Source organism: Prevotella sp. P4-51, from assembly GCF_002251455.1.
In the GTDB taxonomy this organism is placed as follows: Bacteria; Bacteroidota; Bacteroidia; order Bacteroidales; family Bacteroidaceae; genus Prevotella.
Genome location: NZ_NPJM01000057.1, coordinates 65137 through 80007 on the forward strand (window position 1 = coordinate 65137; position 14871 = coordinate 80007).

General features: G+C 56.8%; 9 protein-coding genes. 3 read left to right on the top strand and 6 right to left on the bottom strand.

From position 1 onward, the window contains the following. Positions 1–27: 27 nt before the first annotated feature. The 6 genes from CIK94_RS09280 to CIK94_RS09305 all read right to left on the bottom strand — a co-directional run bounded on the left by CIK94_RS09280 (position 28) and on the right by CIK94_RS09305 (position 10469). On the bottom strand, positions 28–3297 hold the full coding sequence (locus CIK94_RS09280) for an efflux RND transporter permease subunit (protein ID WP_094422782.1): 3270 nt from the start codon (positions 3295–3297) through the stop codon (positions 28–30). A gap of 37 nt (positions 3298–3334) precedes the next feature. Further along, positions 3335–4546, bottom strand: a complete 1212-nt coding sequence (locus CIK94_RS09285) for an efflux RND transporter periplasmic adaptor subunit (protein ID WP_094422784.1) — start codon at positions 4544–4546, stop codon at positions 3335–3337. A gap of 393 nt (positions 4547–4939) precedes the next feature. Next, positions 4940–6052, bottom strand: coding sequence for an energy transducer TonB (locus tag CIK94_RS09290; RefSeq protein ID WP_094384863.1), 1113 nt, complete (start codon positions 6050–6052; stop codon positions 4940–4942). Next, complete coding sequence (locus CIK94_RS09295; RefSeq protein ID WP_216821941.1) at positions 6049–6597, bottom strand: DUF4251 domain-containing protein; 549 nt, start codon at positions 6595–6597, stop codon at positions 6049–6051. Before CIK94_RS09295 ends, CIK94_RS09290 begins: the two co-directional genes overlap by 4 nt. A gap of 176 nt (positions 6598–6773) precedes the next feature. Next, positions 6774–9287 (bottom strand): outer membrane beta-barrel family protein, encoded by a 2514-nt coding sequence (locus CIK94_RS09300; RefSeq protein WP_254046186.1) that lies wholly within the window; start codon positions 9285–9287, stop codon positions 6774–6776. Positions 9288–9659: 372 nt separating this feature from the next. Next, complete coding sequence (locus CIK94_RS09305) at positions 9660–10469, bottom strand: helix-turn-helix domain-containing protein (RefSeq protein WP_022311689.1); 810 nt, start codon at positions 10467–10469, stop codon at positions 9660–9662. Positions 10470–10575: 106 nt separating this feature from the next. Here CIK94_RS09305 and CIK94_RS09310 point away from each other — a divergent pair, with 106 nt between their 5' ends. The 3 genes from CIK94_RS09310 (at position 10576) to CIK94_RS09320 (ending at position 14629) form a co-directional block, all read left to right on the top strand. Beyond that, positions 10576–11886 carry a TolC family protein gene (locus tag CIK94_RS09310; RefSeq protein WP_094422786.1) on the top strand — a complete coding sequence of 437 codons (1311 nt, stop codon included), beginning with the start codon at positions 10576–10578 and terminating at the stop codon, positions 11884–11886. Positions 11887–11957: 71 nt separating this feature from the next. After that, on the top strand, positions 11958–12992 hold the full coding sequence (locus CIK94_RS09315) for an HlyD family secretion protein (protein ID WP_371591651.1): 1035 nt from the start codon (positions 11958–11960) through the stop codon (positions 12990–12992). Positions 12993–13012: 20 nt separating this feature from the next. Next, entirely contained in the window at positions 13013–14629 is a 1617-nt protein-coding gene (locus tag CIK94_RS09320; protein ID WP_094422790.1) for a hypothetical protein, read from the top strand. Positions 14630–14871 lie beyond the last annotated feature (242 nt).

Sequence of the window (14871 nt, forward strand, 5' to 3'; positions counted from 1 at the left end):
CTTTACTTCAAGTTATTGGTCGGTTTACTACTTCTTGGTCAGTCCTCTGTGGTGGGCGGCAGAGGCATACTGCTCCAGCTCGGCGGCAGCTTCCTCGTTGGTCTCGTCCTCGAACTTGAGCGGACTAATGCGCTCCTGGAGCCACTGGAATACCACGAAGAGGGCGGGCACTACGAATACCTGGATGGCGGTACCGATGAACATACCTCCCACGGCGGCGGCACCCAGAGTCTGGTTACCGTTCTTGCCTACACCCGAAGCAAACATCAGTGGCAGCAGACCGATAACCATGGCCAGTGAGGTCATCAGGATAGGACGCAGACGGGCTGCGGCTCCCAGGATGGCCGAGTACTTGATGGCCATACCCGTGCGGCGGCGCTCAAGGGCGAACTGCACGATAAGGATGGCGTTCTTGGCCAACAGACCGATAAGCATAATCAGCGAAATCTGCATGTAGATGTCGTTGGAGTGGCCGAAGAGGTTGGTGAAGATAAACGCACCAGCCAGACCGAAGGGGATGGACAGCACTACCGACAGAGGCAGGATGTAGCTCTCGTACTGCGCACTCAGAATCAGGTAAACGAATACGATACAGAGTACGAAGATGATGGCGGTAGAGTTGCTCGACTCTGCCTCAGAGCGGGTAAGACCAGAATACTCGTAGCCGTAGCCGTCGGGCAGATTGTCCTTGGACACCTCAGAGATGGCCTTGATGGCCTCACCGGTAGAGTAGCCCGTATTGGGGGTAACCGACACGTTGATAGAGGTGAAAAGGTTGAAACGGTTCACGTTGGACGGTCCGTATACTCGGCGCAGGTTGATAAACTCGCTTACAGGCGACATCTGGCCCGACGAGGTGCGCACGTAGATGTTGGACAGATCCTCGGGGCGCATACGGCTCGACACGTCACCCTGTATCATTACACGATAGAGCTTGCCGTAGGCGTTGAAGTTAGACGCATACATACCTCCGTAGTAGCCCTGCAGGGTGGCGAGCACCGTAGAGGGTGAGATGCCGGCCTGCTTGGTCTTGGCTACGTCTACATCCACCATGTACTGGGGATAGTTGGGGTTGTATGAAGTCATGGCGTTCTGTATCTCGGGGCGCTTGTTGAGCTCGGCGAGGAAGTTCTTGGTCACCTCGAAGAAGCGGTTCAAGTCGCCACCGGTCTTGTCCTGCATGGTCATCGTCACACCGCTCTGGGCAGAGAAGCCAGGAATCATAGGAGGGCCGAAGGCCAGAATCTGGGCGTCCTTGATGGTCGCGGTCTGCTTGTAGATCATGCCCAGCACTGAGCCCGACTCCATAGGATTGACGAAGAGGGCCTCGATGCCGCCGCCGGTAATCGCGCTCTTGATGCGGTGGAAGAAACCGCCAGGGCGCTCGTCGAATGGCTTCAGCTTGATGATGAAGTTGGCCTGGTCTGAGCCCTGGCCTGCGATGAAGTTGTATCCGATGATGGCCTCACGCCGCTGGATGGCGGGGTTGCCTGCCAGCATCTTGTCTACCTGGTCCACAATCTTCAGCGTGCGCTCCTGGCTGGTACCAGGGGCTGCCGAAATGGTCACAAAGAGGGTACCGGTATCCTCGTCGGGCACAAGTCCGGTCTTGGTGGTAGCCATCAGGATGACCAGCACGGCAATACCTGCGACTATCGTACCGGCGGTTATCATGCCGTGGCGGATAATCCACTCGACACCACCTTTATACTTATTGGTAATCTTCTCAAACTGGTAGTTGAAGCCAGCGTGGAAGCGGTCAATGAACGACTTGGCCTTGTGGCTGTCGGCGTCGTCGGCATGGGGCTTCAGCAGCATGGCACAGAGGGCTGGCGACAGGGTGAGGGCGTTGATGGCGGAGATGACGATAGATACGGCCATGGTCACACCAAACTCGCGATAGAAGGTACCGGATGTGCCGCCCATGAATGACACGGGGATAAACACAGCCGACATTACCAGCGTGATGGAGATGATGGCGCCCGAAATCTCGTTCATCGCGTCGATAGAGGCGGTCAACGCGCTCTTGTAGCCCTGGTCCAACTTAGCGTGGACGGCCTCGACTACCACGATGGCATCATCGACCACGATGGCGATGGCCAACAGCAGCGCCGAGAGGGTAAGCAGGTTGACGGAGAAGCCGAATATCCAGAGGAAGAGGAAGGTACCTATGAGCGCCACAGGTACGGCAATCATAGGGATGAGGGTCGAGCGGAAGTCCTGGAGGAAGATATACACTACCATGAATACCAGCAGCAGCGTGATGATGAGGGTAAACACTACCTCCTCGATAGAGGCGTAGAGGAACTCGGTCACATCCTGCTCGATGGTGTACTCCAGTCCGGGAGGGAAGCTCTTGCTGGCTTCAGCCAGGGCTTTCTTCACGTCGGTGGCTATCTGGGTGGCGTTAGAGCCGGCAATCTGCTGTACCATACCCATCACGGCGGGCTGGCCGTTGTTCTTCAGACTTACGGCGTAACTCAGACCGCCCAGTTCGATGCGTGCCACATCACCCAAGCGCAGGGTCTGACCTGTGGTGTTGCTCTTGAGCAGTATGTTCTCATACTCGGGCACGGTCTTCAGACGACCCTTGTAGCGCAGCACATACTCGTAAGCCATATCCGAGTTCTCGCCAAACTTACCTGGGGCAGCCTCGATGTTCTGCTCACCCAGGGCGGTTGAAATATCAGAAGGTACGAGTCCGTACTCCTTCATCTTCTCGGGCTTGAGCCATATACGCATAGAGTAGTTACGCATAGAGGGACTCTGCACATCACCCACACCGGTAATACGCTTAAGCTGGGGGATGACGTTAATCAGCGCGTAGTTGGTAACGAACTCGTCGTCGTAGCGGCCGTCCTCGGAGGTGATAGAGAACATTATCACGTTGGATGTCTGGCGTTTCGACACGGTCACACCCACGCGGGTTACTTCGGCGGGGAGCAGCGCCTGTGCTTGAGACACGCGGTTCTGCACGTTTACGGCTGCCATATCGGGGTCAGATCCCTGCTTGAAGAATACGGTGATGTTGGCCATACCGTCGTTGGTGGCCGACGAGGTCATATAGGTCATGTTCTCCACACCGTTGATGCTCTCCTCGAGCGGTACGATGACAGAGTTGAGCACCGTCTGGGCATCAGCACCGGTATAGGTGGTCGATACCGAGATGGTAGGCGGTGCGATATCGGGGTACTGCTCCACTGGCAGCGATATCAGACCGATGGTACCCAGCAAGACGAAGAAGATGGAGATTACCGTCGAGAGTACCGGTCGTTTGATAAAGTTTGTAAATGTCATGATTTACTTGTTTTCTTATACCTTATTATATATATGCTTACTTCTTCTTGCCGCTCATGGTGGCAGCGAAGTCGTGGGCGTTGCCCTGGCTCTCGGCCAGCTTGGCAGCCTCGTCTATCTTCTGCTCATAGCGTTGCTCGGTGATGGGGACAATCTCCATACCGTCGGTGAGCTTGGTGATACCCTTGGTCACGATGCGGTCACCCACGTGCAGACCCGAGGTCACGATATAAGTCTGGCCGTCGTTCTGGGGATTTATGGTTATCTCGGTATATTTCACCTTGTTGTCCTTGGTCACTACATACACGAAGGTCTTGTTCTGTATCTGTGAGCAGGCCTCCTGAGGTATCTGGATGGCACCCTGGTCTACCGAGGGCACGATGATGGTGCCGGCGCCGCCGCTCTTCAGCAGCTTGTCGGGATTGGCAAAGTGGGCTATCAGAGATACCGAACCGGTAGTGGCGTCGAGCACACCGCTCATCTTGACTACCTTGCCGGGATGGTTGTAGATAGAGCCGTCGGCCAACTTCAACTTCAGTTCGGGGAAGGAGGCGATGGCAGCCTGGGTGCTACCGTTGGTCTTGCTCAGAGCCAGCAGCTCGCTCTCAGAGACTGAGAAGAACACCTCTACGGTGCTTACATCCGACACCGTGGTCAATGCCTGACCCGACGCGCTTACCAATGCGCCAGCCTTGAAGGGCAGACTGCCCACTACACCGGCTGCCGGGCTCTTCACACTGCACCATGCCAACTGCTCGCGGGCAGCGGCAAGAGCGGCCTCGGCCTGGGCAAGTTGAGCCTGGGCTGTGGCGTAAGAGTTGGCAGAAGAGGTATACTCATACTGGCCGATGATGGCCTTGTCATACAGTTTCTTGTTGTTGTCCATGGTCAGCTTGGCGGTGCTCAGCTGAGCCTTGGCGGTGCTGACGGCTGCCCGGGCCTGACGCACGGCAGCGGCATAGGTCTCGCTGTCGATGGTGAAGAGCACCTGACCGGCAGCTACGGTCTGACCCTCATGCACCAGAACCTTGGTGATGAAGCCTGACACCTTCGGACGTACCTCTACATCCTGAATACCTTTGATGGTGGCGGGGTAGGTGGTCTGCAGCGCAGCGTTCGACGATGCTATCGTGCGTACGGCAAACTCGTTGTCACCGAAGTTGGGCATACCGCCACCACTTTTCCCACATGAAGCTAAAAGAGTAGCCCCGATACAGGCTACCACAAGCGAGAATTTTCTTACTTTCATACCTAATTATGCTATTAATATTGATGTTTCAATTGTATCCCTAAACACGACACTGTAGAAAACCTACAGCGGTCAAAAAGTTTTTTGACACTGCAAAGTTAATAAACTTCTCAGTAACGTAGTTCAGTTTTGTGCGTATTTTAACAATAATTGTACACTTTTTTCTGATTTTTGTGCCATTTGTCGTATCTGGTTGACATAGCGCAATTTGCGTGGCTTTTTCGCCGCCTGTCGCCAGGCTTGTCACCACCGCTTTCGGCACCCTTTTCTGCCGCTTCCCGACCCTTGGAGACAACACCAGCGGCGTGGAGCATAACTCTGCGTCGCTGGAGGATGTCTTGGCATCGCTGGAGGATGCCTCTGCGCAGTTGGAGATGACCCTCCGTGCGATTTCTATTTCTTCAGCACTATGGGCAGCATGCACCACACGTTGGCTGGCTTGCCTCCCACCGTTCCTGGTGCCCATGCGGGCATGAGTCGGGCTGCGCGCATCAGTTCGCGGTCTATCCCGGGCGTGGCACTGCTCACCACGCAGGGGCGGCGTATGTGTCCGCTGGCGTCTACGATGAAGGCAATGACAGCGCGAGCCCCTGCAGGGAGCCGCTCGATAGCCACAGGGTCGAGTCTGAGGTTGTGAGCCAGATAGTTCATTAGGCTCTCGCCGTTGAAGTCAAATCGGGGAGCCTGGTCGGCATGGGTGTATACCGTGTCGCCATCCACGCGCGTGGGCAGCATATACTGGTCGGTGAGGAGAGTGACGCTGCCGCTCATGAGCCGCTTCACGTTCTTGGTCACGATACTCCTGATGCGGTCGGGAGCTACCAGCGTGGTGAAGGGGGTGATGCGCTCGCCGTCGGTGCAGCACATGTCTATCAGCAGTGCGTCGTCAGCGAGACAGGCATCGTTTACCTGTAGCGTATAGATGTTGTCGGGCAGCGGGGTGTGGGTTCCGGCGAGCAGGTTGTAGACGACGTCGTCGCCGTAGTACCCGTCGCGCAGTCGGTTGATGCGCAGCAGGTCGGCATCGCGCATGATTGTGCCGCTGCCGAGGTCATACGTGACCAGCATCGACACCGTATCGCCCTTTTGCGTTGAGTTCTGCTCGGGCGAGCATACATAGCTGGCTCTCATCGAGATATAACTGTCGGCACGGTGACCTATCAGCTTGAGCGTACAACTGACGTAGCAGAAGCGGCTGTCGTCGGGGATAGAGTCAAACTGCCGAGTCACGGGCTTGCCAAAGCGTGCGAGAAAGCGGGTGTAGGCACTGTCGAGCGTCGAGTGCTCATTGCCGAGCAGGGTGCGTGTCAGCAGCCGCTGCAGAGGCACCGCCGCCGACCCGTCGACCATCTCGGGCCACTCCATGTCTATGTCTATCACGTTGGTCTCAGCCCCCCGCTGGTAGAGCAGATGCTCCTTGACATAGCGGGCACAGTAGCGAGGATTGGCGTGGGCGCCCATAGCCGTCACCACTATACCTATTATATATAGTATAAGGCGTCTCATCGGCGCGCCTCCTTGGTGATGTTGCCGTTATAGCGTATGCGGTCGCGCTGCCGGCTGTCTACCGTCAGGTCTACCACGCCCGACGGATAGATGTGGAGTGTGTATACGTACGAGTCTTCCTCGTTCTCCACCCAGATCTTCATCTGCTGCTCGCCTTTCTTCATCTCTGTCAGCGTCCATCGCTTCATCGGCTCCGAGAAGTCGAGCCCCTTGCCGCCGCCGTAGGGCACCTCGTAGGCACGGCCGAAGTAGGGGAGATACGAGCGCAGCGTGTCGCCGTGAACCTGGATGCCGTAGTCGTAGTTGAGATGGCGCATCGAAGCACCCTGGGGGAATACAGCCGACACCTCTACGCCGAAGCGGCGGCTTTTTACCAGACTGTCGGTCTCCTGGGCTATCAGGGTCTGCCTGACGAGTTTCTCCGTCTGGCTCAACTTCTGCACGCCACAGGCGGTGAGTGCCAGCGTGGCGATGATGATTGTCAGTGTCTGTTTGGTTTTCATGCTTGTTGTCGTTATCTGAATGTCGGTTTCAAAGATACTCACATTTATCTTACCGACAAAGGTTTGGCACAAAAAAAATGCAGCCGTGCTGCATTTTTCTGAGTGTCGCGTGTCGATGCTCGATGTCCCTTGCTGTCTTTCCGGCCGCTTTCGCCGTCTTCCAGCCTGTCGCTGGTGGCTCCGATGTCAGCCGGAGCCGTGCCGGGGCAGGCTCTGCGCTAACCCTTGCCGCCTCCGCCGCCCTGCTTTACATCGTTGTTCTCCACGGTGCGCTCAGTGTGCTTCACACTGGCTTTGAGCTTGCCTATACGGAATCTCACTGACACGCCGTAATACAGCTGGCACCAGCTGCTGCTGGCCGTAGTGCGGAAGTTGTTGGCCACGGTCTCGCTGCGATAGCAGAAATAGCGCTTGCCAAACGGATTGATGATATAGGCTGTCAGGGTGAGCCGCTTGTCCATAAACGACTTGCTCAGCGAGAAGTTGTACCACTGGTATCGGGCATCCTTGCCCTGCAGGGTCGGCTGCGGGGTCTGCACGTAGTACGACGCGTTGAATATCCAGGTCTTGGCGAAGGTCTGTTGCAGGCTGGCATCAATGTTGGTACACCAGCCATGGTTGCGTAGCGACTGGCCGTCGCTCATGTGACTATAGCCCACGCTGCCATTGAGGGTAATACGGGTATTGGTAATGGGTGTCCAGTTGGCATACGCCATCAGACCGGCATACTGGATGTGGCCTATGTTGGCATACGATGAATAGATGACGTCCTTGCCGGTAGGATTGGGCAGGCCCTCTATATTGCGGTCGTTAACCAGGCGGTCTACACTCTCTATACTGTTATTGACAAACTGGTAGGTGCCTGTGAGGGTATAGGTGAGTTTAGAATTGTAACTGCTGAACTGCAGGTCTACAGCGTGGCTTTTCTCAGTGTCCAGGTTGGGGTTGCCCTGCGATATGGCATCGGGGATGCGGTCATCGAGATAGGGATTCAGATACCATATACCGGGGCGGTTGATGCGCATCTTGTAGCCTAACGACAGGTTGGTGGCATCGCTGAACTTGTAGCCCAGGCGGGCCGAGGGCACCAGGTCGTCAAAGTTCTTGTGGAAGTTGGTACCACGGCCCAGGAGATACTCTACTTTCTGCAGGGTGTGCTCGTAGCGCAAGCCCAGGCGAGCCGACCACTTGTCTAACGTAAGGCCATAACCCGTATAGGCAGCCAGGATATCGTTGTGGTGCCGGTAGTGCGAACTATTGTCGCTGTCGTAGGTCTCATCCTTGTCGCCGGTGCCGAGGTTATAGCGGTCGTTGTCCGACTTGTTACGGCGCAGTATGTACTTGACGCCCGCCTCCCACGTGTGGTGCTTGGCAAAGGGCGTGGTGTAGTCTATCTGGAAGGTATGCTCCATGGTGTTCTCATCGCCGTCCATGCGCTGGTCGCGCATACGGTCTATGAAAGTCTGCCAGTCATCAGCGGCCTCGCGGTCAGTATAGAGATAACGGCTGTCTGAGGTTGACGGACTGCTCTCAAGCCGGTATGACAGGGTGAGCAGCCGATCCTTGACACTGAAAGAGCGCTGGTAGTCCAGACTGGCACTGTAGTCGTCCCAGTTTTCCTTACTGTACGAGGGCGAGCGATAGCCATAGAGCCGCTGCCCCGTGGCCGGCACCGTCGAGAAGGCCGTGTTCAGGGCGTCTCTTTTAGAGGAAAACTTGCTGAGCGAGAACGACCCCGTTATCAGTCGCAAAGTATCTATCTCGTAACTGGCCTCAACGTCACCGCCCTGCCACAGGCTATGTCCCTTGGTGTAGCCATCGGCCACGGTAGACGAGGTAACGGTGCCATCGGTGCCTATCTGGCTACGGTCGGAGTAAGTGTAGCCCTTAGGCGAGTGGTTACTACTGGCATTATAGTTGACGCTCATAGTCAGTTTACCCTGCTTCACCGTGGCATAGAGGCCACCACCATAACTACTGTTGTTGGCACGGCCCGAGAAAGTGGCGTTATAGCCCTCGGGGCCCTTACCCTCGGTGACAATGTTAAGGATGCCGCCCACGCCCTCGGCATCGTATTTCGGGCCAGGGTTGGTTATCACCTCTATTTTCTTGATGCTCGACGCAGGCATGCTCTTGAGCACCTCCTTGGGGTTCTTGGTCATCATGTTGTTGGGCTTGCCGTTCACATAGATTTTGAACGAGCTGTTGCCGTTGACCCGTATGTTGTCCTGCCCGTCTACAGTCACCATGGGCACCTTCTTGAGCATCTCTATCACTGTGTTGGTGTTGGCCTCGGGGTCGTCCTCCACGCTGTAGGCTATCTTGTCTACATCGGCCTTGACCAGCGGCTTGTAGGCCACCACCTCGACCGTCTCCAGCTGGTTGCCGCCGTCCTGCAGGAGCAGCGTGCCCAGGTCTATGGTGCGTGTGGTGGCGTCTACGGTGTAGGCGCGCTGCATCGGCTTGCGTCCCATCGACCTTACCATGAGCAGATAGCTGCCCGTGCCGCTTGAGCTGATGCTGAAGCGGCCCTTGATGTCGGTGAGCGCCTGCTTTACGGGCTTGGCTGCCGAGTCGGCTCTCGCAATGGTCAGCGTGGCGTAAGACTCACCCTCGTGGGTGACCGAGTCGGCCACCACGCCTGTGATGGTGTAGCTGTGCTGGGTGTTCTGTGCTTTGGCGCATAGCGCGAGCATCAGTATGAGCGCCATGCTTATCAGAGTCTGTTTCATTGTCATGTCTGTTTTGGTTGTTGCAGCGTAGGGCACCGTGTCCATCGGTGCCATCGGTGCGGTTACACTACTAAAGACGATTGAAACGCCGATTATGGATGCCGCAGCCCCCTTTTTTAAGATTGTTTAACGCTGACAGCGCGCCCGACGTCATGGCTGTCGCCGTGGAGGTCATGGCTGTCGGCTCGTAACATAAGTCACGAGCCCACGTGCCTTATGTCACGAGCGCACGTATCGTAAGTCACGAGCTCTCGTACCTATTGATACGAGCCGGCGGGGGCACTCCCCACGTCGCCCATGAGGGTTGCCCCATCCTCTGGTCATGCACGCTCTGCCGAGCCGCGTGGCTTGCGGCTCCCGCGACCGTGCAGCCTACTGGCGCAGACGGTACTGCTGTGGCGACAGCCCCGCATGATGGCGGAAGTAGCGGGTAAGAGCGCTCTGGTCAGAGAAGTTGTAGTCGTCGGCTATCTGCTTCAGACTGCGCTTGGAGGTACGCAGGGCGAGCTTGAGCCTCAGCATGATGTACTCGTCGATGATGCGCTTGGGCGATACGCCGGTCCTGTCGCTGACGATGAGCCCCAGATACTTGCGCGAGATGTTCATGCGCTGTGCATAGTAGTTTACCTCGTGTCCCAAGCGGTATTCGTCTTCGAGCAGCTGCATAAACCGGTTGAACAGCTCTACCTTGCGCTGGGTGCCGCGGTCATTGCCCGGCTCGCGGGGATTGGCGAGCAGATAGTCGTAGAAACCCAGGAAGAACGCCTGCAGCTGCAGGGTCACGATGCGGTCGGTGAGCGTGTAGTGTTCTACGGTGAAATAGAAGCGGAAGATACGGAACATGCTGTCTACGACATGGGCGATGAGCTCGGGGTAGCCACACCGGCGGTCGGCCCTGAGCGTATCGTAGACCGTGTGCTCGATGTTGAGGCTCGCCGTACGCAGTATGTCGCTGCTGTAGATGATGGCATCGGCAGAGAAGTCGTCGTCCATCATTTCCCATTTTATAACATCTCCAGGAAACATGATAAGCACGCTCTCGCCCTGCATATCCCAGTGGTCGAAGTTGATACGCACCGAGGCGATGCCCCTGTGGCTGTAGATGATGGCTCCCCGGTCGAGGGTGTGGCTCTCGCCGTCGATGACGGCACTGCTGATGGTGGTAAGTTGGGTCTCTTGCATGCTGCAAAATTACTCCAAGTTTCCCAAAATGTCAAATTCTGGCGTATTTTTATTCACTGTTGCTTCCCAAATAGTAACTACCTTTGCACCGATTTTTAGAAAAGATATGAACAGAAGACTATTCTATGCGATAACCGTGTGTATCGCCATTACGACCAACGCTCATGCTCAGAATGAGCACAGGATGACCATCGGAGACATGTTTGGATTGATAGACCAGCACAACCGCACCATCCGCGCGGGCAAGACTGCTGTGGCAGCTGCTGACGAGGGTGTCAGGGCAGCCCGCAGCCAGCGTCTGCCCGATGTGGGAGCCCAGGTTTCTGCCAGCTATATCGGCAATGCAGTGCTCACCGACCGCGACTTTGCCCATGTGCATGGCCTCCATTCGCCCCACTTCGGCAACCAGCTGGTGGTAGATGCCCGCCAGACCGTCTATGCCGGCGGAGCCATCGATGCAGGCATCCGTCTGGCACAACTGGGTGCCGACCAGGCTCGGGCCGAGCTGGCTCTCAATCTGCAGAACCAGCGCTTCATCGCTCTGGGCCAGTATCTGGACCTGATGAAGACCGCAAACCGCGAGAGGGTGGTAGAGAACAACATCGCGCTCACCCAGAAGCTCATCGACAACATTACCGAGAAGCAACAGCAGGGCGTGGCGCTCAAGAACGACATCACCCGATACGAACTGCAGATGGAGCGGCTCCGTCTGAGTCTTACCCAGCTGCACAACAGCCGCCGCATACTCAACCACCAGCTCTGCAACACGCTCGGACTGCCTATAGACTATGCGATAGAGCCTGCCGACGATGCCTGCTCTGCCCTCTATGGCAAGGATGGCGAAGCCTACTGGCAGACTGCAGCCGTGGCGGCAAGCCCTAAACTGGTGATGGCGGGCGTGGGCGAGCAGATGGCACGCCAACAGGAGCGCATCGCCAAGAGCGAACTGCTGCCCAAGGTGGCTCTCGTGGCGCAGAACAACTTCAACGGCCCCATCACCTTTGAACTGCCGCCCGTAGACAAGAACCTCAACGTGTGGTATGTGGGCGTGGGCGTGCAGTATCAGCTGTCGGCGCTCTTCAAGAGCAACCGCAAGCTGGCGCAGGCCCGGCTCAACTCCCGCAACGCCGCCGAGCGCAAGGAGGTGGCTGCCGAGCAGGTAAACAACGAGATACAGGCTGCCTACACCCTCTACCTGCAGAGCTATACCGAGCTCGAAACCCAGCAGAAGAGCGTGGAGCTGGCGCGCCAGAACTATCAGGTGGTCAACAACCGCTATCTCAACCAGCTGGCGCTCATCACCGACATGATAGACGCTACCAATATGAAGCTCGACGCCGAACTGGGCGAGGTCGATGCGCGCATCAACATCGCCTATGCCTATTATAAGATGAAGTACATAGCTGGGCAACTGTAGCCACCGGCACCCCTACGCCCCATACCCTATACACCAACCCAAGGGTCGCCACCGGCTGACCCGCAACAACCATCAAGATGAAGAATATCAAGAAATACGTTTACAACAGCGTGGTGCTCCTGCTCATTGTCATCGGAGCCAGTATCGTCATTGTCAATTTCGGCCACTTCGGCCATGTAGAGTTTACCGACAACGCCCGTGTGCGACAGCACGTCACTCCACAGAACACCCGTGTGCAGGGTTTCGTCAAGGAGGTAAGGTTTGAGGAGTTCCAGCACGTCAAGAAGGGCGACACCCTGGTGGTCATCGAGGACACCGAGTTTCGTCTGCGTCTGGCCCAGGCCCAGGCCGACCTTGCCCGCGCCGAAGAGGGCTCCAAGGCCACTGGCTCCAGCATAGCCACCACCGAAGCGGGCATGCAGGTGACCGATGCCAGCATCGAGGAAGCCCGTGCCCATCTGGACAACGCCCGTCGCGAGGACGCCCGCTTCGAAGCCCTGCTCGCCAAGGAGGCTGTGACCCGCCAGCAGTATGACAACGTGCATACTGCCTACCTCAGTGCCAAAGCCCGATACGAGCAGGCGGCTCGCTCGCGTGCCACCCAGACCAGCGTCAAGACCGAGCAGGGCCACCACCTCTCTGCCTCTATCAGCACGCTGCGACTCGCCCAGGCTGCCGTCCAGCTGGCCCAGCTCAACCTCTCCTACTGCTACATCATCGCCACCTGCGACGGCGTGGTGGGTACCAAGGACATCCAGGAGGGCATGCTCGTGCAGCCCGGTCAGACCCTGGTAAACATCGTCGATGCGGGCAGTCTGTGGGTCGAGGCCAACTACAAGGAGAGCCAGCTCGACCATATCCACGAAGGGTCTGAGGCGCAGCTCACCGTCGATGCCGTGCCCGGTATCGTCTATCGGGGTCGCGTGGAGCGCATCAGCCGTGCCACGGGCAGCGCCTTCTCGCTCCTTCCCATCGACAATGCCACTGGCAACTTTGTCAAGGTCGAGCAGCGCGTCACCGTGCGCATCGCCCTCGACGGCAACAGCGCCGAAGACCTTGCCCGCCTGCATGCCGGGTACAACGTGGAGTGTGAGGTGAAATACTGATTACGACGCCAAGGACGATTATGATACCAATGCCTCCTCCCCCACAGACAGCAGGCATGGGCTTCAATATGCCCATGTTCCGCGACTGGGTGCCACGGTGCATCCGGCCGTGGATATATGTGCTGTGTGCGTTCTGCATCCAGTTCTCTGGTGGTATGTACCTGGGTTCGCTTGAGGCCATCCAGGGTTCCACCAACTTCATGATAGAAGACCTGATGATGCTGCTCTATGCCAGTCTTGCCGGCATGGCCATCTACTTCCCCATGCTCTTCCGCATGAAGTTCAGCTTTACCAACCAGCAGCTACTCATCACCTCGGCGGTGGTCATAGCCGTGACCAACCTCGTGACTATCCATACCACCTTCATGCCGCTACTGCTGGTGGTGTGCTTCATAGGCGGCATGGCCAAGCTGCAAGGCACCTTTGAGTTGATGAGCAACATCCAGCTGTGGATAACTCCCCGCCGCGACTTTGCCGTGTTCTTCCCCGTGCTCCACATCGTGCTGCTCACGTCTATCGAGGGCAGCGCCTTCCTGGCGGCTTGGTTCGGCTATCACTTCACCTGGCAGATGATGCACGTATTCATCATCGGCGCCATGTGCGTGGTGGTGGGCGTGCAGCTGGTGATGTGCCGTCCCTTCTGCCCCATGCCCAACAGGATAAGCCTGCGTGGCATCGACTTCTGCAGCGGTCTGCTTATCAGTCTGCTCATGCTCGTGCTGTCCTACATCTTTGTCTATGGCGACTACAAGATGTGGATGGACAGCCGCACACTGCGCATCCTGACGGGCGTGGCGCTGGCTCTGGCGGGCGTGGTGGTACACAGGCTGCTCAGGGTGGCCAATCCCTATGTAGACCTGAGAATCTTCAGGCTGCGCAACATAGTGCCCATCATGGTGGTGGTGACTATGGGCGAGCTTCTCTTAGGCTGCGAGCACACCCTCGAGGAAATACTCTATACCGAGGTGATACGGCTGGAAGAGCATACCAAGGCACAACTGCTCTTATGGGCACTGCCCGGCGTCTATCTGGGCATAGCCATCGACCTGTTGTGGCTCAAGGTGATGAAGTGGAAAGTGTGGAAACTCTTTGCCCTTGGCTTCGGCTTTATCCTGGCTTATGCCCTGCTCATGTACTTCAGACTCGACATGCAGGTCAACATCGAGCAGTTCCGTCTGCCTATCATCTGCCGTGGTGCGGCTTATGCCATTCTCGCCGCCACGCTCATGTGGGCTCTCAACGAGTCTGCCCCCAGTCTGGAACAGTTCTTCATGGGGCTCTTCGTGTTCAATATTTTCCACATGTATCTCGCCGGTGCTGCCGGATATGGCATCTACACCCACTGGTTCTCCTGGTTCATGAACGACGACATAGCCCGCTACGGCCAAGGGCTCACGCTGACGCGTCTGGACCTGTCGCAGATGAATTACCCTGCCTTTATGGAGCAGTATATACGCAGTATGATGAGCGTAGCCCTCAAGCAGATTTACGGCATCGTGGTCTGGATGAGCGGCTGCATGACTCTGCTCTTCCTGGCGCTCGACATACCGGCGGTGAGGACCAATGTGCGCAAGGTGCCGCTATGGCCTGTCTATGGCATAGAGTATCTCGGCAGATTGGCGCAGCGTCTGAAATAGGCTGCCCATACACCCGGACCGCCTCTTGTCGCCTCTGGCAAGAGGCAGGGGGTGCGTGCGTATCGTCTGGAAACGCATAAGACCGACAAGGGTAGTGGCGCGTCTATATATAATATAGGGATGCTCGTAAATCAGTCAAAAACAACCTAACGATCTAATTGTCAGTGTTATAAGAATTTTGTATCTTTGCATAAAATAATAAAAAATCCCCCAAACTGCTTTGACCGGCCTGTTTTGGGGGA

What these genes read in the sequence shown, in the direction of transcription:
- CIK94_RS09320 (WP_094422790.1), top strand. Translation starts at nt 13,013, where the DNA reads ATGATACCAATGCCTCCTCCCCCACAGACAGCAGGCATGGGCTTCAAT.
- CIK94_RS09285 (WP_094422784.1), bottom strand. Translation starts at nt 4,546, where the DNA reads ATGAAAGTAAGAAAATTCTCGCTTGTGGTAGCCTGTATCGGGGCTACT.
- CIK94_RS09280 (WP_094422782.1), bottom strand. Translation starts at nt 3,297, where the DNA reads ATGACATTTACAAACTTTATCAAACGACCGGTACTCTCGACGGTAATC.
- CIK94_RS09290 (WP_094384863.1), bottom strand. Translation starts at nt 6,052, where the DNA reads ATGAGACGCCTTATACTATATATAATAGGTATAGTGGTGACGGCTATG.
- CIK94_RS09305 (WP_022311689.1), bottom strand. Translation starts at nt 10,469, where the DNA reads ATGCAAGAGACCCAACTTACCACCATCAGCAGTGCCGTCATCGACGGC.
- CIK94_RS09300 (WP_254046186.1), bottom strand. Translation starts at nt 9,287, where the DNA reads ATGAAACAGACTCTGATAAGCATGGCGCTCATACTGATGCTCGCGCTA.
- CIK94_RS09310 (WP_094422786.1), top strand. Translation starts at nt 10,576, where the DNA reads ATGAACAGAAGACTATTCTATGCGATAACCGTGTGTATCGCCATTACG.